The 26,111-nt window shown below is 72.1% G+C and carries 23 protein-coding genes; 13 read left to right on the forward strand and 10 right to left on the reverse strand.

Features of this window, described 5'->3' with window-relative positions; genetic code table 11:
• Nucleotide 1: 1 nt before the first annotated feature.
• Nucleotides 2-838, reverse strand: a complete 837-nt coding sequence (locus tag JOD66_RS21790; RefSeq protein ID WP_204838920.1) for an MlaE family ABC transporter permease — start codon at nucleotides 836-838, stop codon at nucleotides 2-4.
• Nucleotides 835-1,644, reverse strand: a complete 810-nt coding sequence (locus JOD66_RS21795; protein WP_204838921.1) for an MlaE family ABC transporter permease — start codon at nucleotides 1,642-1,644, stop codon at nucleotides 835-837. The genes JOD66_RS21790 and JOD66_RS21795 overlap by 4 nt, the downstream gene beginning before the upstream one ends.
• A gap of 147 nt (nucleotides 1,645-1,791) precedes the next feature.
• On the opposite strand from JOD66_RS21795, the gene JOD66_RS21800 reads away from it, so the two are divergent.
• Complete coding sequence (locus JOD66_RS21800) at nucleotides 1,792-2,559, forward strand: MerR family transcriptional regulator (protein WP_204838922.1); 768 nt, start codon at nucleotides 1,792-1,794, stop codon at nucleotides 2,557-2,559.
• On the opposite strand, the gene JOD66_RS21805 is transcribed toward JOD66_RS21800, so the two are convergent.
• On the reverse strand, nucleotides 2,531-2,980 hold the full coding sequence (locus JOD66_RS21805; RefSeq protein WP_204838923.1) for a protein-tyrosine phosphatase family protein: 450 nt from the start codon (nucleotides 2,978-2,980) through the stop codon (nucleotides 2,531-2,533). The genes JOD66_RS21800 and JOD66_RS21805 overlap by 29 nt on opposite strands.
• A gap of 26 nt (nucleotides 2,981-3,006) precedes the next feature.
• Between JOD66_RS21805 and ndk the strand changes: the two genes are divergently transcribed.
• From ndk to JOD66_RS21855, 10 genes are all read left to right on the forward strand, one after another.
• Nucleotides 3,007-3,417 (forward strand): nucleoside-diphosphate kinase, encoded by a 411-nt coding sequence (ndk, locus tag JOD66_RS21810; protein ID WP_204838924.1) that lies wholly within the window; start codon nucleotides 3,007-3,009, stop codon nucleotides 3,415-3,417.
• Nucleotides 3,418-3,716: 299 nt separating this feature from the next.
• Nucleotides 3,717-4,748 carry a rod shape-determining protein gene (locus JOD66_RS21815; protein WP_307823652.1) on the forward strand — a complete coding sequence of 344 codons (1,032 nt, stop codon included), beginning with the start codon at nucleotides 3,717-3,719 and terminating at the stop codon, nucleotides 4,746-4,748.
• A gap of 3 nt (nucleotides 4,749-4,751) precedes the next feature.
• Nucleotides 4,752-5,714 (forward strand): rod shape-determining protein MreC, encoded by a 963-nt coding sequence (gene mreC / locus JOD66_RS21820; RefSeq protein WP_204838925.1) that lies wholly within the window; start codon nucleotides 4,752-4,754, stop codon nucleotides 5,712-5,714.
• The gene (gene mreD / locus JOD66_RS21825) at nucleotides 5,711-6,313 is read left to right on the forward strand and encodes a rod shape-determining protein MreD (RefSeq protein WP_204838926.1); all 603 of its coding nucleotides are present in this window, start codon (nucleotides 5,711-5,713) and stop codon (nucleotides 6,311-6,313) included. Before mreC ends, mreD begins: the two co-directional genes overlap by 4 nt.
• The gene (gene mrdA / locus JOD66_RS21830; RefSeq protein ID WP_204838927.1) at nucleotides 6,310-8,433 is read left to right on the forward strand and encodes a penicillin-binding protein 2; all 2,124 of its coding nucleotides are present in this window, start codon (nucleotides 6,310-6,312) and stop codon (nucleotides 8,431-8,433) included. The genes mreD and mrdA overlap by 4 nt, the downstream gene beginning before the upstream one ends.
• Nucleotides 8,433-9,650 (forward strand): rod shape-determining protein RodA, encoded by a 1,218-nt coding sequence (rodA, locus tag JOD66_RS21835; protein WP_204838928.1) that lies wholly within the window; start codon nucleotides 8,433-8,435, stop codon nucleotides 9,648-9,650. The genes mrdA and rodA overlap by 1 nt, the downstream gene beginning before the upstream one ends.
• Nucleotides 9,651-9,717: 67 nt before the next feature.
• The gene (locus JOD66_RS21840; protein ID WP_204838929.1) at nucleotides 9,718-10,911 is read left to right on the forward strand and encodes an ATP-binding protein; all 1,194 of its coding nucleotides are present in this window, start codon (nucleotides 9,718-9,720) and stop codon (nucleotides 10,909-10,911) included.
• Between the two features lie 31 nt (nucleotides 10,912-10,942).
• Nucleotides 10,943-11,488, forward strand: a complete 546-nt coding sequence (locus JOD66_RS21845; protein WP_204838930.1) for a hypothetical protein — start codon at nucleotides 10,943-10,945, stop codon at nucleotides 11,486-11,488.
• A 69-nt stretch (nucleotides 11,489-11,557) separates the two neighbouring features.
• Entirely contained in the window at nucleotides 11,558-12,283 is a 726-nt protein-coding gene (locus JOD66_RS21850) for a YcnI family copper-binding membrane protein (RefSeq protein WP_204838931.1), read from the forward strand.
• Between the two features lie 8 nt (nucleotides 12,284-12,291).
• The gene (locus tag JOD66_RS21855; RefSeq protein WP_204838932.1) at nucleotides 12,292-13,938 is read left to right on the forward strand and encodes a copper resistance CopC/CopD family protein; all 1,647 of its coding nucleotides are present in this window, start codon (nucleotides 12,292-12,294) and stop codon (nucleotides 13,936-13,938) included.
• 52 nt (nucleotides 13,939-13,990) lie between these two features.
• On the opposite strand, the gene JOD66_RS21860 is transcribed toward JOD66_RS21855, so the two are convergent.
• From JOD66_RS21860 to JOD66_RS28665, 3 genes are all read right to left on the reverse strand, one after another.
• Nucleotides 13,991-18,565 (reverse strand): family 78 glycoside hydrolase catalytic domain, encoded by a 4,575-nt coding sequence (locus tag JOD66_RS21860; RefSeq protein ID WP_204838933.1) that lies wholly within the window; start codon nucleotides 18,563-18,565, stop codon nucleotides 13,991-13,993.
• Between the two features lie 125 nt (nucleotides 18,566-18,690).
• Complete coding sequence (locus tag JOD66_RS21865) at nucleotides 18,691-19,368, reverse strand: response regulator transcription factor (RefSeq protein ID WP_204838934.1); 678 nt, start codon at nucleotides 19,366-19,368, stop codon at nucleotides 18,691-18,693.
• A complete protein-coding gene (locus JOD66_RS28665; protein WP_204838935.1) occupies nucleotides 19,365-20,513 on the reverse strand; it encodes a sensor histidine kinase in 1,149 nt (382 codons plus the stop codon). The genes JOD66_RS21865 and JOD66_RS28665 overlap by 4 nt, the downstream gene beginning before the upstream one ends.
• 146 nt (nucleotides 20,514-20,659) lie before the next feature.
• On the opposite strand from JOD66_RS28665, the gene JOD66_RS21875 reads away from it, so the two are divergent.
• Entirely contained in the window at nucleotides 20,660-20,866 is a 207-nt protein-coding gene (locus JOD66_RS21875; protein ID WP_204838936.1) for a LuxR C-terminal-related transcriptional regulator, read from the forward strand.
• A 178-nt stretch (nucleotides 20,867-21,044) separates the two neighbouring features.
• Here JOD66_RS21875 and JOD66_RS21880 read toward each other — a convergent pair whose 3' ends face one another.
• From JOD66_RS21880 to JOD66_RS21890, 3 genes are read right to left on the reverse strand one after another with little or no spacing between them, the layout of a single operon-like run.
• Nucleotides 21,045-21,608, reverse strand: a complete 564-nt coding sequence (locus JOD66_RS21880) for a LolA-like protein (RefSeq protein WP_204838937.1) — start codon at nucleotides 21,606-21,608, stop codon at nucleotides 21,045-21,047.
• Complete coding sequence (locus JOD66_RS21885) at nucleotides 21,605-22,492, reverse strand: DUF8832 domain-containing protein (RefSeq protein WP_204838938.1); 888 nt, start codon at nucleotides 22,490-22,492, stop codon at nucleotides 21,605-21,607. Before JOD66_RS21885 ends, JOD66_RS21880 begins: the two co-directional genes overlap by 4 nt.
• Complete coding sequence (locus JOD66_RS21890) at nucleotides 22,489-23,607, reverse strand: calcium:cation antiporter (RefSeq protein ID WP_204838939.1); 1,119 nt, start codon at nucleotides 23,605-23,607, stop codon at nucleotides 22,489-22,491. Before JOD66_RS21890 ends, JOD66_RS21885 begins: the two co-directional genes overlap by 4 nt.
• A gap of 80 nt (nucleotides 23,608-23,687) precedes the next feature.
• Between JOD66_RS21890 and JOD66_RS21895 the strand changes: the two genes are divergently transcribed.
• Nucleotides 23,688-25,628: a TIGR03960 family B12-binding radical SAM protein gene (locus JOD66_RS21895; RefSeq protein ID WP_204838940.1), complete on the forward strand. Its 1,941-nt coding sequence runs from the start codon at nucleotides 23,688-23,690 to the stop codon at nucleotides 25,626-25,628.
• 20 nt (nucleotides 25,629-25,648) lie between these two features.
• Here the strand turns inward: JOD66_RS21895 and JOD66_RS21900 are convergent, their stop codons facing one another.
• Nucleotides 25,649-26,110, reverse strand: a complete 462-nt coding sequence (locus JOD66_RS21900) for a hypothetical protein (RefSeq protein ID WP_204838941.1) — start codon at nucleotides 26,108-26,110, stop codon at nucleotides 25,649-25,651.
• Between the last annotated feature and the right edge of the window lies 1 nt (nucleotide 26,111).

The following is a 26,111-nucleotide window of genomic DNA, read 5'->3' on the forward strand; positions in this document are numbered from 1 at the left end:
CTCACCCCGAGATCTGCACCTGCTGGTCCGCGCCCCACAGGAGCAGCGTCAGCAGGATGTCGACGACGGTGAGGGAGATGATGCTGGCCCGGATCGCGCGGCCGGTCGCGCGGCCGACGCCCTCGGGACCGCCGGTGGCGGTGAAGCCGTGGTAGCAGTGGACGAGGGTGACGACCGTGGTCAGCACGACCACCTTGATCGCCGAGTAGATGACGTCGATGGGCGCGACGAAGGTACGGAAGTAGTGGTCGTAGGTGCCGGCCGACTGGCCGTAGAAGGTGGTGACCATCAGGTCCGTGGCGACGTAGGTGCCGACCAGTCCGATCAGGTAGAGCGGCAGCACCACGATCCACGCGGCGACCAGCCGGGTCGAGACGAGATAGGGGATCGGGCGGATCGCCATCGACTCCAGCGCGTCGATCTCCTCGCTGATCCGCATCGCGCCCAGCCGGGAGGTGAAGCCGCAGCCGATCCGCGCCGCGAAGCCGAGGGCGGCGACCATGGGCGCGAGCTCGCGGGTGTTGGCGTAGCCGGAGATGAAGCCGGTGAGCGGGGCCAGGCCGATCACGTCGAGGCCCTGGTAGCCCTCGAGGCCGACCTCGGTGCCGGTCAGCGTCGAGAGCAGCAGCACCACGCCGACCACGCCGCCGCCGACGAGGAAGATGCCGGAGCCGAGGGTCACCTCGGCGAGCACCCGCTGGATCTCGCCGCGGTAGCGGGTGAGCGCGATCGGGAGCGCCACGACCGCCCGCCAGGCCAGCACCAGCTGCAGGCCGATGCCGGCCAGTGGCCCGACGACCGCCCGGTCGACGGTCCGCTCGATCGTGGAGTGGCTCATCCGATGGGGCCCCCGGCGAAGGTGCTGTAGACCTGGGAGATCACGAAGTTCGCGGCGAAGAGCAGCACGAAGTTCGTGACCACCGCGCTGGTGACCGCCTCGCCGACGCCGGTGGGGCCGCGCTCGGCGCGCAGTCCCTTGTACGACGCCACCAGGGCGCAGATCACCGCGAAGATCGCGGCCTTGGCCAGCGACAGCCACAGGTCGGAGAGCTGGGCCAGTGTCGTGACCGAGGCGAGATAGCTGCCGGGCGGCAGGTCCTGGAGCACGACGCTCACGCTCAGCGTGGTGATGATCGTGAAGAACATGACCACGCCGTTGAGCAGCACCGCGACCGCGACGATCGCGAACATCCGCGGCACGACCAGGCGCTCGAGCACGGAGAGGCCCATCACCTCCATCGCGTCGATCTCCTCGCGGATCCGGCGCGAGCCGAGGTCGGCGCAGATCGCGGACCCGGCGACGCCCGAGAGCATCAGCGCGGTGATCAGGGGAGAGGCCTGGCGGACCACCGCCAGGGTGTTGCCGGCGCCGGTGAACGCGACCGCGCCCACCTCCTGGGCGAGCACGCCGACCTGGAGGGCCAGGATGATGCCGAACGGGACCGAGACCGCCAGCGCGGGCAGCGTGCAGACCCGGATCGCGTACCAGGTCTGCACCACGGTCTCCGCCACCGGGAACCGGCGCCCCGCGACCGCGTCGAGCGCGGCGGTGAGCACCCGGCGGGTGAACCCGAGCAGCGCGACGACCTCCGCCAGCGGCCGGCCGAGGGCCGGGAGGACCCGCGAGGCGCTGTCGGCGGGCATGGCGCTCCTGTCGTCGTACGGGCTCGGAGGGGGCACAATGACAGTAGAACTGTCACACACGTACTGTCCACGCCGATGTGACGCACGTCAACCCTTTCCAGAATCCCCGCGTTGCATCGGCGAAATGACAGTCGTACTGTGACAGTCATGAGTTCTGTTGCGGGGGTGGACTCGGCACCCCAGGCCGACGACGGCGGCTCGCTGCGCACCGTCGACGAGCTGGCAGCCGCCGCGGGCCTGACCGTGCGGACCACCCGCTACTACGCCAGCCTCGGTCTGCTCCCGCCGCCCGCGCGGCGCGGCCGGATGGCCTGGTACGACGACACCCACCTCGCGCGCCTGGAGATGATCCGCGCGCTGCAGGGCCACGGCTTCACCCTCCAGGCGATCGAGAAGTACCTCGCCTCGCTGCCCGCCGACGCCGGCGTCGAGGACCTCGCCGTCCAACGCGCGATGCTGACCTCGTGGACGGTGGGGGAGCCCCAGGAGCTCACCCGCCGCCAGCTCGACCAGCACGCCGGTCGCCGACTGAGCGACGACGAGGTGACCCTGATCGAGGAGTTCGGCCTGCTCCGCGTCGCCACCGACGAGCGCGGCTCGGTGCGCTACAGCCCGGTCCACGGCTTCGACGTCGCGGTCCAGCTGCTCCAGGTCGACATCCCCGTCGCCGGCATGCGCGCCGCCGGCGACGCCATCGAGCGCCACATGTCGGCCCTCGCCGAGGAGCTGACCGTCGTCCTGCGCGACGAGGTCGTCGAGCCCTGGCGCCGGGGCAGCGACCGCCACTCGCGCGCCGACGCCGAGCAGCTCGAGGCCACCATCGGCACCCTGCGCCGGCTCACCCTCGACGCGATCGTGCGCGGCTTCCAGCGCTCGGCCAACAAGGTCATCGCGCGCTCCCTGGACCGGGGCTGAACCGGCGCACGAACCGGGCCTGGAAGGGCGTCTCGACCGCGCGGGCGTCGTACCGCCCCCGGATCCAGGCCACCGCGTCACCGGGAGGTACGCCGTCCAGCACCGCGAGGCAGGCAAGCGCGGTCCCGGTGCGCCCACGCCCGCCCGCGCACGCGATCTCGACCCGCTCGGTCGCGGCCCGGGCGAGGGCGTCCTGGAGTGCCGCGCGCAGGTCGGCGGGGTCGGCCGGCAGCCGGAAGTCCGGCCAGCGCACCCAGCGCCCGGGCCACGGGGCCGATGCGGGCCGGCGCCCGAGGAGGGTGAGCGCGAACTCCGGGGGCGGGCCGTCGGGCAGCGGACGGCGCAGGCCGCGACCCCGGACCGAGCGGCCGGACGGCAGCGTCACCACGCGTGGTGCGCCCGGATCCCATGGTCGGCCCATCCGCCGAACGTACTAAGGTCACCGCCGTGACCCAACGCACTCTCGTCCTGCTCAAGCCCGACACGGTCCGCCGTGGCCTGGTCGGCAACGTGCTGGCCCGGTTCGAGGCCAAGGGGCTGCGCATCGTCGCCATGGAGCACCGCCACATCGACGCGGAGACGGCCGACGCCCACTACGCCGAGCACGTCGAGCGCGACTTCTACCCGCCGCTGCGCACCTTCGTGACCAGCGGCCCGCTGGTGGCGCTGGTGCTCGAGGGCGACGAGGCGATCGAGGTGGTCCGCGCGCTCAACGGCGCCACCGACGGCCGCAAGGCCGCCCCCGGCACGATCCGGGGCGACCTGTCGCTGTCCAACCGGGAGAACCTGGTGCACGGGTCGGACTCGCCTGAGTCGGCGGAGCGGGAGATCGGGCTCTGGTTTCCCGGGCTCGGCTGAGCTGGCGGCGGGCGGCTGCAGGAATCGCCGGTCGACCGGCGATTCCGGCACTTGTCGGCCATTGCAACGCCCGACAAGTGACAGTTTTGCCCGCCCAGTGTGACCCCTGTGACTCCTGAGACCCGGCGCGCCGCACCGGCGTGCCTGCGCGGCTGAGCCGCCGACGTTCCTTACGCTCGCAAGCGGAGACCGTCGGATCGTGCGCTCGGCAGTCTCCCCGGCGCTCCATCGGCCGGCTTCCCCGACGCGCACGGACGGACCTGCCGCTCGGCCGGTCCGGTGACGTCTTGCGAGGAAGCGTGAGGGCGAACTCCATCATCGGCCGCGACATGGCCGTGGACCTCGGTACCGCCAACACGCTCGTCTACGTCCGCGGCCGGGGCGTCCTGCTCGACGAGCCGAGCGTGGTGGCGCTCAACGACGGCACCGGCGAGGTGATCGCGGTCGGGCACCAGGCCAAGCAGATGCTGGGCCGTACGCCGGACAGCATCACCGCGCTGCGTCCCCTGCGCGACGGGGTGATCGCGGACTTCGAGGCGACCGAGCAGATGCTGCGCCACTTCATCGCGCGCGTGCACCGCCGGCGCTACTTCGCCAAGCCGCGGATGGTCATCTGCGTCCCGAGCTCGATCACGCCGGTCGAGCAGCGTGCGGTCAAGGAGGCCGGCTACCAGGCCGGCGCCCGCCGCGTGTACGTCGTGGAGGAGCCGATGGCCGCCGCGATCGGCGCCGGGCTGCCGGTGCACGAGGCGACCGGCAACATGATCGTCGACGTCGGCGGCGGTACGACGGAGGTCGCCGTCATCTCGCTCGGCGGCATCGTCACCTCCCTCTCCATCCGCACGGCCGGCGACGACCTCGACGCCGCGATCATCGCGTGGATGAAGAAGGAGCACGGCGTGATGCTCGGCGAGCGCACCGCCGAGGACGTCAAGATCACCCTCGGCTCGGCGTTCCCGCGCCCCGGCGAGCCGCAGGGCGAGGTCCGTGGCCGCGACATGGTCACCGGGCTGCCGCGCACGGTCGAGGTGACCAGCGCCGACGTGCGCCACGCGCTCGAGGAGCCGCTGCACGCCATCGTCGACGCGGTCCGGGTCACCCTGGACCAGACCCCGCCCGAGCTGGCGGGCGACATCATGGACCGCGGCATCGTGCTCACCGGTGGGGGAGCGCTGCTGCGTGGCCTCGACGAGCGGATCCGTCACGAGACCGGCATGCCGGTGCACGTCGCCGAGGACCCGCTGGTCTCGGTCGCGATGGGCGCCGGCCGCTGCGTCGAGGAGTTCGAGGCCCTCCAGCAGGTGCTGGTCACCAACCAGCGGCGGTTCTGAGCGATGGCCCTCGACACCCGACCCCCGTCGACCCGGCCGACCCGGCCGAGCACCGTACGCCGGACCGGCACCTCCCGCGACCCCGAGCGCGACTCCGGTCGTCCCGCCCGCTCGCTGGTGGTGGCTCTCGTCCTCGCCTGCGCCGCGCTGATGGTGGTCGACAAGGCGGGGGGCGACAGCTCGCCGCTCGACCCGGTCCGCCGGGTGGTCGGTGAGGTCGTCGGCCCGGTCCAGGCCGGTGTGTCGACCGTCGTCCGCCCGCTCGTCGACCTGCCGGGCGCGCTGCGCACCAACGGCGGGCTGCGCGACGACGTCAGCCGGCTCGAGGCCGAGAACGCCGACCTGCGCACGCGGCTCGCCAAGGCCGGCTACGACGACCGGCGTCTCGCCGAGCTCGAGGGCCTGCGCGCCGTCGCCGGCGACATCGGCTATGCCCTGGTGCCGGCCCGGGTGATCGCGATCGGCTCGGCCCAGTCCTTCTCCAGCACGGTCACCCTCGACGCCGGCTCCGACGCCGGCCTGCGCGCCGACATGACGGTGGTGGCCGCCCAGGGCCTGGTCGGCCGGATCACCTCGGTGACCGCCCACACCGCCACCGTGCTGCTCATCGTCGACGACAGCTCGCGGGTGGGCGGCCGGATCGGCGACAACAGCGAGCTCGGCTTCGTCAGCGGGCACGGCACGCTCGGCACCGACGACCGCCTGGAGCTGGAGCTCGCCGACCACAACGTCGTCCCGAAGATGGGCCAGCCGGTCTTCACGTGGGGCAGCGAGGGCGGCTCGCCGTACGTCGCCGGGGTGCCGATCGGCACCGTCGGCAAGGTCTACGAGTCCCTGCGGGAGACGTCGTACCGCGCCGTCATCACCCCCGCGGTCGACTTCACCGCGCTCGACCTGGTCGGAGTCGTGGTGCCGTCCGGCACGCCCAACGCCACCATCGAGGCCGACGGGAGTCTGCGCCCATGAACCGTCGCGGCCGCCTCGTCGCCACCCTCGTCGCCGTCTTCGCCGCCCTGCTGCTGCAGGTGACGGTGCTGCCGCACTTCGCCTGGGAGGTCGGCGGCCTCGGCGTCGTTCCCGGGCTGGTGCTGCTCGTCGTGGTCGCCACCGCCGTCGCCACCGACACCCGGTTCGCGACGCTGACCGGCTTCTGGGCCGGCCTGCTGCTCGACATCGCGCCGCCCGCCGACCATCTCGCCGGGCGCTGGGCGCTGGCCCTGATGATCGTCGGGTACGTCGTGGGCCGCCTGGTCCACGACAACGCCGGCGACGTCGGCGCCGGAAGCAGGTTCGCCCGCGAGGGCGTCCGCCGCCCGCCGCTGCCGCTCGCGCTGGCCGCCGCGGCCGGCGGCTCCTTCGTCGGCACCTCGGTCTTCGCGCTCACCGGGCTGCTGCTGCGCGACTCGGGTGCCGGGATCGGCGACGCGCTGCAGGTCGCGCTGGTCGCGCTGGTGCTCGACGTGGTGGCCGCGCTGGTCGTCGTACCCGCTACGCTGTGGGTCTTCGACCGTGCCACCCGCGACGGCCTGCCGCGTCCCTCCCAGCGGATCCGGGCGCGCGCGTGACCGCAGCCGCCTCCCACCGCAGCCGGCTGCGCCTGATCGTCATCCAGACGCTGGTCTTCTCCCTGCTCGCCACCCTCGGCGTCCGGCTCTACTACCTGCAGGTCGTCTCGGGCGAGCGCTACCAGGGCAAGGCCGCGTCGCAGTCGGTCCGCGAGATCGTGGTGCAGCCCCAGCGCGGGCTGATCGTCGACGCGATGGGCCGCCCGCTGGTGACCAACCGGCTCACCTGGGTGGTCTCGGTCGACCGCACCCTGATCGGCCGGATGTCGGCGGCCGACCGCGCCGAGCTGCTGGCGCGCACCTCCGACGCGATCGGCGTCAAGGTCGCCAAGATCGAGGCCAAGCTGCTGCTGTGTGGCGACAGTGGCGCGGTGGCCGGCCAGTGCTGGAACGGCTCGCCGTACCAGCCGGTCCCGATCGCGCAGGACGTCAAGGAGGGCGCGGCGCTGCGGATCCTCGAGCAGCCCGAGGACTTCCCCGGCGTGGTGGTCGACCGGCAGAGCGTGCGAGAGTACCCCTCGCCGTACGGCATCAACGCCGCCCACGTGCTCGGCTACCTCAGCCCGATCACCAAGGACGAGCTCGAGTCCGCCGAGGACACCGGCGACAGCTCGGTCAACGGCGCGTCGGTGGTCGGCCGGGCCGGCGTCGAGAAGGAGTACGACGAGTGGCTGCGCGGGCAGCCCGGCTACCAGCAGGTGGCGGTCGACTCCAAGGGCCGGGTCCGCCAGGACGTCTCCGACCTGGAGGCCCAGCCCGGCGACACCCTGGTCACCTCGATCGACGCGAAGGTGCAGCGCGTCGTCGAGGAGCAGCTCGCGGCGATGATCGCCAAGCAGCGCCAGACCCGCGACCCGGTGACCAAGCGCAACTTCGAGGCCGACTCGGGCGCGGCCGTGGTGCTGGAGGCGAAGACCGGCCGGATCGTGGCGATGGCCAGCCAGCCGACGTACGACCCCTCGGTGTGGGTCGGCGGGATCACCGACAAGCAGCTCGAGCACCTCTACTCCGAGGCGGCCGGGACGCCGCTGCTGGCGCGCGCCTTCCAGGGCCAGTTCGCGCCGGGCTCGACCTGGAAGCCGTTCATGACCGTGGGCGCGCTGACCCACGGGTACTCCCCGTCGACGGTCCTTCCGTGCTCCTCGGCGGTCCAGATCGGCAACCGCGCCTTCCACAACCACGAGTCGGCGGCGTACGGACCGATCACCTTCGCCCGCGCGCTCGAGGTCTCCTGCAACACCTTCTTCTTCCAGGTCGGCATGCACTTCTGGCAGACGCTGGGCTCCGACCCCGACGACGCCGACGCCAAGGACCCGCTGGTCGAGCAGGCCGAGCGGTTCGGCTTCGGCGAGCGCACCGGCGTCGACCTGCCGGGCGAGGCGTCCGGCCGGGTCGCGGACCGCAAGTGGAAGCGCAAGTACTACGAGTCGATGAAGGGCTACTACTGCGGCATCGCGAAGAAGCCGCAGGACACCAAGACCTCCGACTTCGTCTACAAGTTCGCCCGCGAGTTCTGCGTCGAGGGCTGGAAGTACAAGATCACCGACGCCGCGAACTTCGCGATCGGCCAGGGCGACACCATCGTGACCCCGCTGCAGCTGGCTCGCGGGTACGCCGCCATCTCCAACGGCGGCACCCTGTGGGAGCCGCGGATCGGCAAGGCGATCGTGTCGCCCGACGGCAAGGTGATCCGCGAGATCGAGCCGAAGAAGGAGCGCAAGCTCAAGATCCCGGCCTCGGTGCTCGGCTACCTCGACGAGGCGCTCCAGGGTGTCGCGAGCCGCGGCACCATGAGCTGGAAGCTCCAGGGCTTCCCGCTGGACCAGGTCAAGATCCGGGCCAAGACCGGCTCCGCCGAGGTCTACGGCAAGCAGTCGACCGGCTGGGTGGCGTCGTACACCAAGGACTACGTCGTGGTGATGATGATGAGCCAGGGCGGCACCGGCTCGGGCTCGACCGGTGAGGGGATCCGGGCGATCTGGGAGGCGCTGTACGGCGTCGACGGCGACCAGGTCAGCTCCGGCAAGGCGGCCATCCCCGGCGTCACCCCGCCGGCCCAGCTGCCCACGTTCAGCGACGACGGCTCGATCCTGCCGCCCGCGCGGTCCGAGGGGGAGTGATGAGCAACCGGATCCAGGCCAGCACCCGGCGTACGACGGCGTCCCGGCGGGTCGGCCGCCTCCAGTGGGCCGATCTCGACCTGGTCCTGCTCGGCGCGGTGCTGGTGCTCTCGCTGCTCGGCTGCCTGCTGATCTGGTCGGCGACGCTCGAGCGCGACGACCTCACCGGCGGCGACACCCGCGCGTTCCTCGTCAAGCAGGTCGTCAACGTCGTGCTCGGGCTCGGGCTGATGCTGCTGGTGGTGGTGACCGACCACCGCTGGGTGCGGATCCTGGCCCCGATCGGCTACCTGCTCGCGATCGCCGGGCTGCTGCTCGTGCTGGTCATGGGCTCGACCATCAACGGCTCGCGCTCGTGGCTGATCCTCGGCGGGATGTCCTTCCAGCCCTCCGAGCTGGCCAAGCTGGCCGTCGTGGTCGGCATGGCGCTGGTCGTCGCGGAGCGCAGCGAGGGCCGCTGGCGCGACCGGGTCGGCACCTCCGACGTGCTGCTCATGCTGCTGGTCGCCGGCGTCCCCGCCGTGCTGATCCTCGCCCAGCCGGACCTCGGCACCATGCTGGTCCTCACCGCCACCGTGTTCGGCGTGATCGCCGCGTCCGGCGCCCACCGACGGTGGCTGGCGCTGCTCGCCGGCGGCGGCGTGCTCGCCGCGGTCGTCGCGGTGTCGAGCGGGATGCTCAAGGAGTACCAGGTCGACCGCTTCCTCGCGTTCACCAACCCCGCGCTCGACCCGAAGGGCGCCGGCTACAACGTCGAGCAGGCGCGGATCGCGGTCGGCAACGGCGGCCTGTTCGGGCAGGGCCTGTTCCACGGCTCGCAGACCCAGTCCGGCTTCGTCCCCGAGCAGCACACCGACTTCGTGTTCACCGTCGCCGGCGAGGAGCTCGGCCTGGTCGGCGCCGCGTTGATCGTGGCCCTGCTCGGCGTCGTGCTGTGGCGCGCGCTGCGGATCGCGACCCGCACCGACGACGTCTTCGGCCGGATCGCCGCGGCCGGCATCGCCTGCTGGTTCGGCTTCCAGGCATTCCAGAACATCGGCATGTGTCTCGGCATCATGCCGGTGACCGGCGTGCCCCTGCCCTTCGTGTCCTACGGCGGCTCCTCGATGTTCGCCGGCATGCTCGCCGTCGGGCTGCTCCAGAACATCCACCTGCGGGCGCTCTCCGCCCCGGCCTCGCGGCTCGCGCCTCAGCAGCGGGTGCTGGTCCGGGGCTGAGCGCGCGGGCGATTGTCAAAAATTATACCCAATACGGATTTCGCAATAGTCGCCTATTGTTGTGTAGGTGAAGGCCAGCCTCAATCCCTACAACCCAGGCTCGGGACTTCGCCCGCCGGCGCTGGTCGGGCGTGACCGAGAGTTGGAGGCACTCGAGGTCACCCTCGAACGGGCGCGCAACGGTCTGCCGAACCGCGGCCTGATCCTCAGCGGGCTCCGGGGCGTCGGCAAGACGGTTCTCCTGAACGAGATGCGCTCGCGGGCCGAGGACGCGGGCTGGTTCGTGGTCTCTCTCGAAGCACGTCCCGACAGCGCGGGCAGCGCGAGCGCCCGACAGATCCTCGCGCGGGCCATGACCGCTGAGGCGCGCAAGCTCAAGCCGCGCGAGGCGGTCAGCGAGCGCGTGAAGAGCGCCCTGGCGTCTATCACTGCCTTCAACGTCAGGCTGGGGGCGTCGGGCATCGACCTCGGCGTCGAGCTCGCGCGAGGCCGCGCCGACAGTGGCGACATCGAGATCGACCTGCCCGAGGTGGTCCAGGACCTGTGCGCCGCACTCGGCGAGGACAACCGATCCTTCGGCTTGTTCATCGACGAACTGCAGGATCTCGACGAGAGCCTGCTGCGTGCCCTGCTGGTCACCCAGCACCAGGCGGGCCAGCGCGGCTGGCATTTCTACCTGATCGGTGCCGGCCTGCCGCACCTTCCGGGGATCCTGGCCGACGTCCGGTCGTACGCCGAGCGGCTCTTCGACTATCGCTCCATCGCGCCGCTGCCGGAGACCGAATCCGCTGCGGCGCTCGTCGAGCCCGCCCGGACCGCTGATGTCACCTTCGAGCCAGCGGCGCTCGGGTTGCTGGTGGAGGCATCCGGCGGCTACCCCTACTTCCTGCAGGAGTATGGCCGTGCGGTCTGGGATGTGGCGCCCGGACCTGTGATCGCATGGGGCGACGCCCAGGCCGGACTGGTCGTCGGGCTCCAGCGGATGGACGACGGGTTCTTCAGGTCCCGCTGGGACCGGGCTACGAAGTCCGAGCGTCGGATGCTGGTCGCCATGGCGGAGGACGGAGAGGGGCCGTCGACGTCGAGCGAGATCGCTCACCGGATGGGTCTGAAGCCCACCAGTCTGGGTCCGTACCGCGCCAACCTGATCAACAAGGGACTGGTCTATGCGCCGGACCACGGCCTGGTCGCCTACACCGTGCCGGGCATGAGCGACTACGTCCATCGCCATCAGGACGATCTCGACGCGGCCGGTCGCTGATCCCGACCACGCATCCGGCAGGATGGGCCCCGTGCTGACCGTCCGCCGTACGCCGCGCGCCCGCGTGCGTCTCTCGGCGACGCTCGGCAGCCTCGAGAGCGTCACGGCGCTGGTGGTGGCGCACCTCGCGGCCGGGGGCGAGCTGCCGTCGGCCTGGTGGCTGGCGGGCTTCGCGGTCCTCGTGTACGCCGCCAGCGGGGTCGTGCTGCGCGAACGGGCCGGCATCCGCGTGGTGCTGCCCGCGCTGCTCGCCGCCCAGGTGCTCGGGCACGCCTGGCTGGTCGCCCTGGCCCCGCACGCCCATCCGGGCCACGAGCACGCCGCGTCGGCCTTCCTCGGCCTGACCCCGGCGATGCTGGGCGCCCACCTGCTGGCCGCCACGGTCACGGGCGCGATGTGGGTGCTGCGGCGGCGTGCGGTGGAGGTGCTGCTGCGCTGGACCGAGCCGGGCGTCGTACCGGTCCCGGCCGTGCGGGGGGCTGCCGGCCCGGACCCGCGCCCGGCGCGCACCCCGCGCGAGCACCGCGCGCTCGCGCCGACCCGCGGTCCACCGGCGGGCTCGCTGGCGATCGCCTGACTCCCCGTTCGGGGAGCGGGCCGTTCGCCGCGCCCTCCGAACACCCGAGTCGATTCGAAAGAGACATCCATGCAGATCCGACGCTTCACCCTGCCCACCCTCGGCGCCACCGCGGCGCTCGGCATCGTCGCGCTCACCGCGGGCGCCGCCAGCGCCCACGTCACCGTCACGCCGAACACCACCGCCGCCGGCGCCTACGCCGTCCTCACCTTCAGTGTGGGTCACGGCTGCGAGGGGTCGCCGACCACCAGCCTCGCCATCCAGATGCCAGAGTCGATCCCCGAGGTCACGCCGACGGTCAACCCCGGCTGGGACGTCGAGAAGGTCAGCGAGCAGCTGGCCGAGCCGATCACCGACGAGCACGGCAACGAGGTCACCGAGCGGACCGCCCAGGTCGTCTACACCGCGAAGACGCCGCTGGCCGACGGGTACCGCGACACGGTCGAGCTGTCCGTCCAGCTGCCCGACGAGGTGGGCGACACCCTCGCCTTCCCGGTGGTCCAGACCTGCGAGAAGGGCAAGACCGACTGGACCGAGACCGCGGCGGAGGGTCAGGACCCCGAGGCCCTGGCGAATCCCGCACCGGTCGTGACCATCACCGAGGCGACCGGCGAGGGCCACCACGGCGGCGCCGCGGAGTCGGACGAGAAGTCCGACGACGCCGCCACCGAGAAGGCCGACGCCAAGGACGACGACGGTGACGGCAACGGCCTGGCGATCGGCGGCCTGGTGGCCGGCATCGGCGGTCTCGCCCTCGGTGGCCTGGCGCTGGCGCGCTCCGGCAAGAAGGCCTGAGCACCGCGATGGCCCGGCGTGTGCCGGCGTACCTCCTCGCCGTCCTGGTCGCCGTCCTGACGGTGGTCGGGGCGGCGGGTCCGGCGTCGGCACACGCCACCCTCGTCTCCACCGACCCCGCCGAGGGCGCGGTCCTCCCCGAGGCGCCGAGCCAGGTCACCTTCACCTTCGACGAGCCGGTGCAGCTCGTGCCCGACGGCCTGCTCGCCTTCGACGCGGCGGGCAAGCGGATCGAGGTGGAGCCGTCCGCGAAGGGCGTCGAGGTCACCGGCCGACTGCCGGGCGACCTCGCGAACGGCACGTACGTCGTCACCTGGCGCGTCGTCTCGGCCGACGGCCATCCCATCGCCGGCTCGCTGACCTTCCACGTCGGGGCGCCCAGCCCGAAGGTGGTGCCACCGCAGACCGGGCCGGCCGACCCCGGGGCGGTGCCGACGGTCCAGGGGATCGTGCACGGTGTCGACTACGCCGCGCTGCTGCTGGCCGGCGGACTGGCGATCTTCCTGAGCTGGACGGCGCGCGGCGTGCGCCTCCCCGACGACGTACGACGGCGGCTGGTGCGGGTGCTCCGGGGCAGCGCGCTGGTCGCGGTGCTGGCGGCGGCGCTCGCCGTACCACTGGCGGGGGCCTACCAGCTCGGCTCCGGTCTCGGCGGCGTGCTCGACCCGGCCTCCTTCGATCCCGGCCTGGTCCAGGACGACCTCCAGGTGCTCGCGCTCCAGCTCGCCGGGCTCGGCGTCGCGGCCTGGGCCGCCGGCCAGGCTCGCTCGTCGCTGGTCGTCGACCTGGTCACCGCGCTCGCGGTCTGGTCACCCGCGCTGGTGGGGCACACCCGCGCCTACGAGCCGACGCTGCTGCTCGTCGTCACCGACGCCCTCCACCTCAGCGCCGGCGCGGTCTGGCTCGGTGGGCTCGCGGGTCTGGCGCTGACGCTGCCGGCCGTCGCCGGGCGGCCGAAGGACGCGGCCCACCTGATCGCCCGGTTCTCGACGGTCGCCGCCGGCCTGCTCGCGGCGCTCGCGGTCACCGGCGTGCTCCTCGGCTGGCGCATCGTCGGCGCCTGGGCGCCCCTGTTCGAGGAGACCTGGGGCCGCCTGCTGCTGGTGAAGGTCGCGCTGGTGCTGGTGGTGGTCGCGATCGCGGCGTACAACCGGTTCCGGCTGGTGCCGCGGGTGGCGGGGGACGACGGGCACGACCAGCGCCGGGCCGCGACCGGCCTGGTGCGGCGCACCGTCCTCGCCGAGGCGGCGCTGCTGGTCGCGGTCCTCGGCGTGACCGGCTTCCTCACCCAGAAGCCGCCGCGCGGCGAGGCGCCCGCCCAGGCGCAGACCGCGGACACCGGGGTGGTGACCGGCGTCGCGGGTGACGACCTCAAGGTGCTCGCCGTGCTCGACCACGGGCCGGGGCTGCAGCGCCGGCTGCTCGTCCAGGTGCAGAACCTCGCGGGCGACCCGCTCGACCTGGCCGCGGCGCCCGCGGTCGCGCTGCGCTCCGACAGCGTCGACCTGGGCGCCATCCCGGTGGTGCCGAGCGGAGCCGGCACCTATGCCGCCGACGTGGTCTTCCCCCACACCGGCAGCTGGCAGCTGCAGGTCAGCATCCGGGTCGACACCTTCACCAGTCCGGTGACCACGCTGGATCTCAGGGTGCGCTGACGACCGAGGGGCCGGACCTGACGGCCCGGCCCCTCGTCGCTCACTCTCGCGGTCAGCGGCGGACCGTCAATCTCAGCGCCGTGCGAGCGGCCGTGAAGTTGCGGCTGCCGGCGTGGACGACGCGGATGGTGCGGACCCCGGCCGGCTGCCGGGTCAGCCTGATCACGACCTTGCCGGTCGCGTCGACCTTGCCGGTGCCGATCACCTTGCCGCCGCTCCTGACCTTCACGACGCCCGTCGGGACGGCGCCGTCGGCGGACAGGCGCACCACGACCTTGGGCCGGGTGCCGGCCTTCGGGCGCTTCGGCCGGACCTTCGCGGACAGCGAGGTGGTCGCCTGCGCCACCGTCACGCCGACCGAGCCGGCCGAGGCGGCGTTCGCGTCGTCACCGGCGTAGCGCAGGCCCAGCTGGTGGGTCCCGGCCTCGAGCCGGAGCGCGCCGAGGGTGATCCGCGCGGCGCCGTCCACCACGGTGCCGGAGCCGACCGGAGTGGTGCCGTGGGTGACGGTGACGGTGCCGGTGGGCGCCTCGCCCGTGACTGTGGCGACGACGACGCTGGGCTGACCGTAGGTGCCGGTGACCGCCGGGGCCGTCACCGAGGTCACCGCCACCGTGTCGTCGACGACCCATGCCCCGTCGACCTCCGCGGTCACCGTGCCCCCGTCGACCTCGAAGTCGTAGCCGCCGGCCGCGACCCTGAACTCCGCGGTGTCGAGGCCGTTGCGCTCCGTCATCCCCACGAAGGACACCCCGGGGATGTTCTCGAACGAGGTGACCTCCTCCTGGACGGGCAGGTAGAGCGTGGCAGTGGTGTTCGCCGGCACCGTGGTGGCGTACGACGTCAGCTCACCGTCGGTGGCCTCCCAGTGGGAGTCGATGACGCCATAGCTGGAGTCGAAGCTGCCCTCGACCGAGGTGAAGTCGCCACCGGGCACGGGCTGCAGGACGAACTCCCGGTAGCCCTTGCCGCCGTCGGAGGTGATGCCGAGCTGGTACTCGTACATCCACTGCTGGGAGGCCCCCAGCGCGAAGTGGTTCTGCGAGTTCATCTGGCTGTTGCCGCCCTGGGCGAAGCCACGCTCGTAGGAGTTCCACAGCTCCCACATCGAGGTCGCGCCCAGCGTCACCGGGTAGAGCCAGCTGGCGAACTCGTCGTTGCTGAACAGCTTGTACGCCGTCTCGATCTCACCGGTCTTCGTCAGCGCCGGCAGGATGTTCGGCGTGGCGTTGAAGCCGGTCGTGATCGTGTAGGGCTTGTTGCTGGCCTGGCCGCCGGAGAAGATCCCGGTGCCCGCCTTCGGGCCGTTGCCGTCGTTGCTCTTCGCCGGGTCGGCGATCAGCTCGGCGAGCCGCTCGGTGGCGAACTCCCGGTAGGTCTTGCCCGCGTCGGGTCCGGCCTGGACCGTCATCGTGTCGCTGAACAGGTCCAGCGCCAGCGGTGTCGCGTACGACGCCTGCGAGTCCTGCAGGGTCCGGCCGGCGACCAGGTTGGCCCCGGGGGTGGCGTTCAGGGTGAACCCGGTCTGCGGGTCGACGTAGAGGCGGTTGAAGCTGTCGACGCCCTGGGTGTAGCGCTGCCGGAGGGTCTCGGCGTACGCGGTCCGGCCGATGATGTCGGCCATCTTGGCGGAGATGTCCAGGAAGTACAGGTACATCGCCTGGTTCACCATGTGTGCCTCGGTGTTGGCATCCATGCTGATGTGGTCGGCATGGCTCGACGTGCCCGCGGTGAGTCCCGGGTAGTCCGCCGACAGCGGCTGGTCGGAGTAGCCCTTGAGCCACTTCTGGATCGTCGCGAAGTTCTCCTCGATGATCTGCGTGTCGCCGTACTGCGTGTAGAGCTGCCACGGCGCCTGGGCGACCGCACCCTCCCAGGTCGGCGTGGCCGGCATGGCGGCGCCGAGCTCGCCGGTCAGGCTGATCACGGGGACGGTGGTCCCGACGCTGCCGTTGGAGCCCTGGGCGTCGCGCAGCGCCACCATCCACTGGCGCAGGAACGCCTGGGTGTCGGAGGAGTTGTACGTCGCCGAGCGGGCGTAGGCCTGCAGGTCACCCGTCCAGCCCATCCGCTCGTTGCGCTGCGGGCAGTCGGTCGGCAGGGAGAAGAAGTTGCCGAGCTGGCTGCGCTGGGCGTTGTCGAAGAACTTCGTCGCCAGCCGGCCGGTGTAGTTGTCGTCGCTGGTGGTCGCCTCGTAGTCGCTCTCCGGCAGGTCGATCGAGGAGAGCACGATGCCCTGCACGCCGTCCAGCGGCAGCGCGGTCGTGCGGTGGGGCACCGTGATCTCGATGTACTGGTAGCCGCGGAAGGTGAAGTTCGGCGTGATCACGACGTCGCGGTCGGCGTCGGCGGCCGAGGCGACGTAGGTGTCCGAGGCGAGCGCACCGCGGTAGGTGTCGGTCAGGATCCGGCCGGCGACGCCCGGGCGGTAGCTGCCGTCCGGTCCGTAGAGATCGGCGTACGGCGTGGGCTGGCTGACCCGCGGGTCGGGGCCGGGCCAGGTGGTGTTCGGGGAGTCGCTGTTGCCGGGGTAGATGGTCTCGCCGAAGCGGAAGATCACCTCGTCACCGGCCCGCAGCGAGCCCTTGGGGATCGTGATGGTCGGGACGCCGACCATGTTGACGCCCATGTCGTAGGTCCAGGTCGTGTCGTCCTCGCTGTGCGTCTGCAGCACGCGCTTCGCGGTCAGCCGCTCGACCTCGTGGACCGGCTGGTCCTGACGGGAGACGAGGGCGGGGTTGAGCTGGCTCTTCATCGTGATGACGTCGGGCGTCGACCACTTGCTGAGCAGCGCCGGCTTGTAGGACGTCGTGGTCCAGTTGGCGACATTGGCCTCCTTGCCGGCGTCGTACCGCACGCCCTGGAAGTTGTCGGCGTACCGGTTCGGGCCGTCGTTGAAGGCCTTCCAGGTCGTCGGGTTCGTGACGACGGTCTGGGTGGAGCCGTCGGCGAAGGTGATGACCATGCGGGCGAGCAGGGCCTCGCTGTCTCCGAACATGTTGTAGTTGCTGCCCGTGAAGGTCATCATCCCGGACCAGAAGCCGGGGCCGAGCATGGCGCCGACGGCGTTGGTGCCGTTGGCGAGCAGGTCGGTCACGTCGTAGGTCTGGTAGGGCAGGGTCTTGGCATAGGTCGCCATGCCGGGGTTGAGGTAGTCGTCGCTGACCCGCTCGCCGTTGATGTGCATCTCGTAGGCGCCCTGCGCGGTGACGTAGAGCCGGGCCTTCGCGATGTCCTTGGCCGGGTCGACCCGGAACTCCGAGCGGAGCTGGGTCTGGGCGCCGTACGACGGGTCGGCGTAGCGCGGTCCGACCTGGGCGGGCGTCGTGGGGTTGATCCGGATCGTGTTGCCCGTGGCCGTGATCCCCGCGTTGGGCAGCGAGGTGAAGATGCCGTAGTTGGCGCCGGTGGTCGCGTCGAAGAGGGTGCGCTTCGCGCTCTGGCCCACGTCGACGATGCGGTAGTCGGTGATCGTGACGTCGTCGCCGACGTTCTTGACCGAGAAGCCGACGGAGTTCAGGTTCGGGAAGGTGTTGTAGTTGCCGCCGGTGACCATCGTGTGGGTTCCGGCGCCGTCGATGGTCGAGTTCGGCGACACGTTCAGGTTGTTCAGCGCGCCGGGACGGCCCGCGCCGAGGGTGAGCGTGGCAGCCGTGAAGCCGGTGAGGGCGACGCCGTCGACCGTGTAGGTCATCGCGCTCTCGTTGCCCTGGATGCGCAGCGTGTGGGGCGCGTTCTTGTTGGCCGGGGTGAACAGCGTGCGGACCGCGGCGTTGGTGCTGTCGACCAGCCGGACGGACTTGTACGGCGCGGTGTTGGGGTCGCCGTTCACGTCGTCGGTGGCGTGGTAGCCCTTGCGGTACAGGTTGACCACGCCGCCGGTGTTGGTCGCCGGGTCGCTCGTGACGCCGGACAGGTCGAGCTCGAAGCGGACGAAGTTCTCGCCGCCCGGACCGCCGTAGACGTTGCGGAAGTCGCTGGTGAAGCGCTGGTCGTCGGCGCCGAAGATGAACGAGGCGTTGTCGCCCGCGTTGATCGTGAACCCGGCGTTGACGTCGAAGATCGACAGCGACTTGGCGTCGAGCTTGGTCTTCGTGCTTCCGATCCACTGGGCGCCGTCCCAGGCGCCGATCTTGGTGTCCATCAGGCCGGTCGAGAAGCGGGCCACGTCGGAGACGGTCTCCACGCCGCGGTTGTCGACGACCCGCACCCGCCACCAGTAGTCGGTCTCTGGGCGCAGCTTGGCCGCGTCGCCCGTGCTGCCGTAGCGGATGTCGGTCGACTCGTCCGACGCGACGACGCCGCTGTCCCAGGCCAGGCTGGTGAAGCGGGCGTCGCGCGCGACCTCGATGCGGTAGCTGACCTGCTTGGCGCCGACCAGGTTGGACTCCATGCCCCAGCACAGGACCGGCGCGGGGTCGTCGATGCCGAGCGGGTCGTCGGTGAGGTGGTTCACCTCGAGCCCGGTGATGGCGACCGAGGCCGTGGCGGCGCTGGTCGCCACCTTCTCGGGCGCCGCGGTCGCCGGCGTCGCCACCGCGCCGGTCGTCCCCAGGGTCAGGGCCAGGCCGAGAGCGGCCGCGAGGGAGGGGGCCGCCTTCCTTCCTCGTTCGGGAAGTCGCGTCATGAGTACGTGCTCCATCAGTTCCACTTGAACCGTTTCAATCTGAAACGCCCTGGGACCGTAACGTGACGACCGCCACAGGGGCAACGAGTTGGCGGGGACCCGCCACACCGCCCGCCACGCCTCGGTCAACCGAGCTCGGGACGCACCGCACCCGGGACCCGGATCCCGCTCTCATAGGCCACGACGACGAGCTGGGCCCGGCTGTGTGCGCCGAGCTTGGTCAGCAGCCGGCCGACGTGGGTACGCGCGGTCGCGGCCGACATCTGCAGCAGGGCCGCGATCTGCTCGTTGCCGAGCCCCTGGCCGATCAGGCCGAGCACCTCGCGCTCGCGCGCGGTGAGCGTCTCGATGCCGGGATAGGGGACACCGGGCGCGACGGGGGCGACCAGGTGGTCGATGAGCGCCCGGGTCGCCTTGGGGGAGAGCAGGTTGCCCCCGTCGTGCACCGTGCGGATGGCGTGCACGAGCGCGTCGGTGTCGGCCCCCTTGCCGAGGAAGCCGCTGGCGCCGGCCCGGATGCTCCGCAGCACGTTCTCGTCCTGCTCGAAGGTGGTCAGCACGAGCACCTTCACCTCGCCGGCCCGGGGATCGGCGACGATCCGCCGGGTCGCCTCCACGCCGTCGATCCCGGGCATCCGGACGTCCATCAGGACGACATCGGGCAGCAGCTCGATCGCGAGCCGCTCCGCGCTCAGGCCGTCGGCCGCCTCCCCGACGACCTCCAGCCCCGGCTCGCTGGCGATCAGGTCGCACAGCGCGCGGCGGATCAGCTCGTGGTCGTCGGCGACGAGGACCCGGATCACTGCCCGCCTCCGATCGGCACCCGTACGCCGAGGACGAAGTCGCCCCCCTCGGGGCCGAACCAGACCCTCCCGCCGGCCTCCTCGACCCGCTCCCGCACACCCCGGAGACCCCAGCCGCTGCGGAGCTCGGCGGCGCCGTCGTCCGACCTGTTGCGGACGGTCAGGGTGAGCTGGCCCCCGGCGGCGTCCAGCGCGATCCGCACGGGCGCCCCGGCGCCGTGCTTGAGCCCGTTCGTCAGGCCCTCCAGGGCGGCCCGGCGGACGACCTCGACCGTCGGCGGGGCGAGCGCCGTCGAGACGCCGCCACCCGTCAGCACCACGTCGAGGCCGTGGTCCCGGAACTCCGAGACGAGGTCGTCGAGGTCGAGACCGGCCACGACCGGGACGGCCGAGGAGTCGCCGGCGCGCAGGTCGGCCAGCAGCTGGTCGATGTCGCCCAGCGCGGCCGTCGCCGCCTCGTCGATCTCCCGCAGCGCCCTGCGCCCGGCCGGCGAGAGGTCGTCGTCGGTGCGCAGCGACACCGCGGCCCGCAGGTGGATGATCGCCATCCGGTGCGCGACCACGTCGTGCACCTCGCGCGCGATCCGCAGCCGGTCGCCGGCGATCCGCGCGGCCGCCTCGGACTCCCGCGAGTGCTCCGCGCTCTCCGCGCGCTCGCGCAGTGACACCAGCAGCTCCTCGCGGAGCCGGATCACCTGCCCGAACGCCAGCGCCACCAGCGCACCACCGGCGACCAGGCTGGTGCCGAACGCGAACCAGCGCCAGTCCTTCTCCGCCGTCTCCGCGACGATCACCGCCCCCATGGTCGGCAGCGTCCACGCGAGCGCCCACGGCATCGTGTGGCGCACCGAGAAGGCGTAGACCGCGACCCAGGCGGCGAAGTGGTAGCCGAAGCCCTGCAGGCCGAGGAGGGAGGCCGCCAGGTCGCAGCCGGTGCACAGCAGCAGCGCGGCCAGCGGGCTGCGCTCGCGCAGCAGGATGCCGAGCGACGCGGTGGAGCAGACGATGGCGTCGGCCCAGGTCACGCTGCCGACGTCGGGACCGACGAAGCTGATCCACCACACCACGGCCACGAGTCCGGCGCTCGACGCCGTCACCGGCCAACGGGCCGGCCCCTGCGTCACCGGTCCCGCTGCGTCCACCACCGCCCCATGATGCCAGGGCGCCACCCCTCTGGCGTACGTCGAACGGCGTACGCCGGAGCACGTCGCTCGTCCGATGCGCCTCGCCCGGAGCGCTCGCGATGCTGGGCATCTGGTGGAACCAGCACGGCACGAGAGGGCCCAGGATCATGTCTCAGCGCACCGAGGAGCTCGACCAGGTGGACGTCCGGATCCTGCGCGGCTTCGCGCGGGGTGCCCTCAGCAAGACCGTCGCGACCGAGCTGGACCTGCCCCTGCGCACCGTGGAGCGGCGGATGTCGTCGATCCGCGAACGGCTCGGGGCCCCGAACACGGTCGCCGCGGTGGTCATCGCCGTGCGCCGCGGCTACATCTGAGCCAAGCTGAGCCCGGATCCACCGATCTCCCGCTGCTGCGCGCCACCAGCTGGGCACGTTGGCTGCGTTGCCGACGCTCGACAGCCAACCAGGCTGCCTTCGCGCCGGACGCCTTGCCACCGCACCCATCTGGTGACGCTCGCGACGCGGCAGATCGGTGGATCCAGGCTGAGGCCGGCTACGGCGTGCGAGCCACGCCCCAGTCGTCGAAGGTCAGCACGATCCCGGGCTCCGCGGTGACCTTGACCGGCCGGTGCTCCGCGTCGAGCCAGACCTCGGCCTCGAGCGAGTCGGGGAGCAGCGCCGCGAGCTGGGCGGGCAGCGTGACGCCGGCCAGCGCGGCGGCCGGGTCGAGGGTCACCCGGTAGTGCTCGGTCGCCACGCCGTCGACCTGCTCGGGACCGACGTGGACCAGCTGCTCGACGGCGACGGAGTCCAGCGCACGCGCGACCTGGGTGGTGTCGTCGAGGGTGAGCTCGCGGGCGGGGCCGCCGCCCAGGGTGGCGCGCACCCGCACGCTGCCGGCGGTGCGCAGCGCCTCGGCGACCTCGTGCACCACGGGAGCGGTCGCCGGCGCCGGGTCGGCCGTGGGAGTGCTCCCCGGCGGGGTGCTGGTCGGCGCGGTCGTCGGCGCGGTGCTCGTCGGTGCCGAGCGCGGCGCGGGCTCGTCGTCACCGCCGCAGCCGGCCAGGAGCAGCACGCTCGCCAGGACGGCGGCGGGGAGGGCGGGGCGAGCGTTCACGATGCCTCCTCGGCGGTGACGGGCGCGGTCACCGCGAGCTGGTGGAGCAGGCCGTCGACGCGCACCTGCAGGAACAGGCGGTAGTCGCCGGGCTGGGTGAAGACGGTGTGGAAGGTGAGCACGGTTCCGTCGTCGGTGACCTCGGGGGCACCGTAGGGGTGCACGTGGACGAAGCCGCGCGAGTCGACCGCGAAGCCGGTGAGGTGCGCGCTGGTGCCGAGATAGCTGCCGAGTGCGACCGGCTCGCCGTCGGCATCGGTCAGCCGCAGCCGGAGCCGTCCGTTGGCGCCGACCTCGCCCGCGGCGCGCAGCGTGGCCTCGACCACGCCGTCGCTGCCGGTCTCGGCCGCCTCGCCCCGGGGCACGTCGACCGGCGTCCAGTCGCCGGGGACCCGCAGCGTCGTACCGAGGACGATCGGGTTGCTGGCGCCCTCCGGGATGAACTCCGCGACCACCCGCCACCTGCCGGGGGAGCCGAGGTCGACCCGCGCGGTCCAGGTGCCGTCCTCGGCGAGGGTCGGGTGGAGATGACGGAACTGGTCGAGGTCGTCACGCACCACGTACAGGTGGAGCAGCTTGGTCTGCTCCTCGGTGTAAGTCAGCAGGGGAGCGCCCGACGGGTCGAGGATCCGGAACGCGACGTCGCCGGTCGCGTCGGCGCCCGGCAGCCGGACGTCGGTCATCCGGTAGCCCTCGACCTCGGCGCTGGTGCCGTCGCCGACCGGGTTGCCGACCGGCTGGGCGCCGGAGCCGCCGTCCTTGGCGGGGGTCAGTGTGATCCGGCCCGCGTCGTCGGCCGGCTCGTCGGCGGAGGAGCAGGCGGCCAGGCCGAGCGCGAGGACGGTCGCGGCGGCGGCCAGCAGGGTCGACGTACGACGGCTCACGGCGCCACCGTCAGCAGCAGGAAGGCCGCGAGGAGCAGCAGGTGGACGATGCCGTTGAGCGGCTTGGCGCGTCCCGGGACGACGGTCAGGATGCCGACGACGGAGGAGAGCGCGAGGAGCACCAGCTGCAGCGGGTCGAGGCCCAGCGCGAGGTCGCCCTCGAGCCAGATGGAGGCGACCGCGATCGCGGGGATGGTCAGTCCGATCGAGGCCATCGCCGATCCGTAGGCGAGGTTGAGGCTGATCTGCACCCGCTGCTGGCGGGCGGCGCGGACGGCGGCGATGGTCTCCGGCGCCAGCACCAGCATCGCGATCACGACGCCGACGACGGCATGGGGGAAGCCGAGCCAGTCGACGGCGTCCTCGATGGAGTAGGACTCGACCTTCGCCAGCCCGACCACGGTGACCAGGGAGAGCACCAGCAGGGCCAGGGCGATCCACGTCTCGCGGTTGGTCGGCGGGTCGGCGTGGGTGTCGCCGTCGGCGTCGTCCTGGGCCGTCCAGCCGCCGGGCGTCGACGTCGTGCCGGGGAGGAAGAAGTCGCGGTGACGCACGGTCTGGGTGAAGACGAAGGAGCCGTAGAGCACCAACGAGGCGAGCGCCGCGAAGGTCAGCTGGGTGCCGGAGAGCACGGGCCCGGACTCGCTGACCGTGAAGGTCGGCACCACCAGGGTGAGGCCGGCGAGCGTGATCACCGTCGCCAGCGCGGAGCCGGTGCCCTCGGGGTTGAAGATCGCGAGGTGGTGGCGCACCGCCCCGACGACCAGCGCGAGGCCGACGATGCCGTTGACCGTGATCATCACCGCCGCGAAGACCGTGTCGCGCGCCAGCGTCGAGGTGTCGCCGCTGCCGGAGACCATCAGCATCACGATCAGGCCGACCTCGATCACCGTGACCGCGACCGCGAGCAGCAGCGAGCCGAACGGCTCGCCGACCTTGTGGGCGACGACCTCGGCGTGGTGCACGGCCGCCAGCACCGCGCCGATCAGGGCGACGCCGATCAGGCTGGCCGCGAGGGGGCCGGGGTGGGTGCCCCAGCTCACGGCGAGCACGATGGCGGCGAGGGGCGGCGTGAACACCGTCCACCCGAGTCGTCCGGAGGTGGAGGCGCTCATGGTGCTCGATCCTACGGGGGCCGGTGTCGCCGCCCGCGACGATGTCACCCGGGCTCCCGCGCCCTCGTAGAATCGGGGACATGTCCGTCGAGTCCGTCTTCCCCCGGCTGGAGCCCCACCTGCTCTCGGTCTCCAAGCCGATCCAGTACGTCGGCGGCGAGCTCAACATGGTCGCGAAGGACTGGGACGCCGCCGAGGTGCGCTGGGTGCTGATGTACCCCGACGCCTACGAGGTCGGCCTGCCCAACCAGGGCGTCCAGATCCTCTACGAGGTGCTCAACGAGCGGGAGTGGATCCTCGCCGAGCGCACCTACGCCGTGTGGCCCGACATGGAGAAGGTGCTGCGCGAGCAGGAGATCCCGCAGTTCACCGTCGACAGCCACCGCCCGGTCGGCGCCTTCGACCTGTTCGGCGTGAGCTTCTCCACCGAGCTCGGCTACACCAACCTGCTCACCGCGCTCGACCTGGCCGGCATCCCGCTGCACGCCGTCGACCGCTCCGACGACCACCCCGTCGTGATCGCCGGCGGGCACGCCGCGTTCAACCCCGAGCCGATCGCCGACTTCGTCGACGCCGCCGTCCTCGGCGACGGCGAGGAGGTCGTGCTCAAGATCTCCGAGCTGGTGCGCGAGTGGAAGGGCGAGGGCCGGCCCGGTGGCCGGCTCGAGCTGCTGCGCCGCCTCGCTGTCTCGGGCACGGTCTACGTGCCGCGGTTCTACGACGTGACGTACGCCGCGTCCGGGGAGATCGCGGCCGTCGTACCCAACCATCCGGAGGCGCCCGACCGGGTGCGCAAGCACACGCTGATGGACCTCGACCAGTGGCCCTACCCGCGCAACCCGCTGGTGCCGCTCGCCGAGACCGTCCACGAGCGGTTCTCCGTCGAGATCTTCCGCGGCTGCACCCGCGGCTGCCGGTTCTGCCAGGCCGGCATGATCACCCGCCCGGTGCGCGAGCGCTCGATCGAGACGATCGGCGCCATGGTCGACAACGGCATCAAGAAGACCGGCTTCGAGGAGGTCGGCCTGCTCTCGCTGAGCTCGGCCGACCACACCGAGATCGGCGACGTCGCCACCGGCCTCGCCGACCGCTACGAGGGCTCCAACGTCTCGCTGTCGCTGCCCTCCACCCGCGTCGACGCGTTCAACATCACGCTGGCCAACGAGTTCTCCCGCAACGGCCGGCGCTCCGGCCTCACCTTCGCGCCCGAGGGTGGCAGCGAGCGGATGCGAAAGGTGATCAACAAGATGGTCACCGAGGACGACCTGATCCGCACCGTCGCGACGGCGTACTCCCACGGCTGGCGGCAGGTGAAGCTCTACTTCATGTGCGGCCTGCCCACCGAGACCGACGAGGACGTGCTCCAGATCGCCGAGCTCGCCAAGCGCGTGATCGCCACCGGTCGCGAGGTCTCCGGGCGCAACGACATCCGCTGCACCGTCTCCATCGGCGGCTTCGTCCCCAAGCCCCACACGCCCTTCCAGTGGGCCGCCCAGCTCGACGCCGAGACCACCGACCACCGCCTGCAGGTGCTGCGCGACACCGTCCGCGCCGACCGCCGCTACGGCAAGGCCATCGGCTTCCGCTACCACGACGGCAAGCCCGGCATCATCGAGGGCCTGCTGTCTCGCGGCGACCGCCGCGTCGGGCGGATCATCGAGCAGGTCTGGCGCGACGGCGGCCGCTTCGACGGCTGGTCCGAGCACTTCTCCTTCGACCGCTGGGCCGCCTCGGCTCGCCTTGCGCTGGAGGGCACCGGCGTCGACCTCGACTGGTACACGACGCGCGAGCGGACGTACGACGAGGTCCTGCCCTGGGACCACCTCGACTCCGGCCTCGACAAGGACTGGCTGTGGGCCGACTGGGAGGACGCCCTCGCCGTCGGCTCGGGGGAGTCGGACGTCGAGGTCGAGGACTGCCGCTGGACGCCGTGCTACGACTGCGGGGTGTGCCCGGAGATGGGCACGGAGATCCAGATCGGGCCCACGGGACAGAAGCTGCTGCCGCTGTCGGTCGTCTGAGTCGCGGAGGCGGGATCGCCTCAGCGGCGGCCAACCGCGTCGATCGAGACCGCCAGGCCCTTATCCGAGCGAACGAGCATCCAACGGTGGTCGTTCGCCCGCCACACGTTCTCCGCGCGACGCGCCTCGGCCGCCCACCGGCACGCCTCGGGAAGCCAGCGCTCGGTGACCTCCGCCGCGACCGCGGCCCGCTCGCCTGATCGCACCGCGTTCCAGCGCATCAGGAGCCGGGGCACCTCACGGCTCTTCGCGAAGATCTGGGTACGGCCGTCGCCGACCCAGTAGAAGTCGAAGACCATGGCGATGCCGGAGCCTCGAGTCGTGGGCGTCGGGCCGGGGGCATCGAAGAAGAGCGAGTCGAGGAGGACGCCATGCTCACGCAGGACGGCCTCGAGGGTGTCCCTCCCCAGGACGTGGGCGAACCCGGCCGGCAGCCGCGTCTTGGAGTACTCCCGCCACGGAAGGTCCGACTCCGGCGACATG

This window comes from Nocardioides nitrophenolicus (genome assembly GCF_016907515.1).
GTDB classification, from domain to species: domain Bacteria; phylum Actinomycetota; class Actinomycetes; order Propionibacteriales; family Nocardioidaceae; genus Nocardioides; species Nocardioides nitrophenolicus.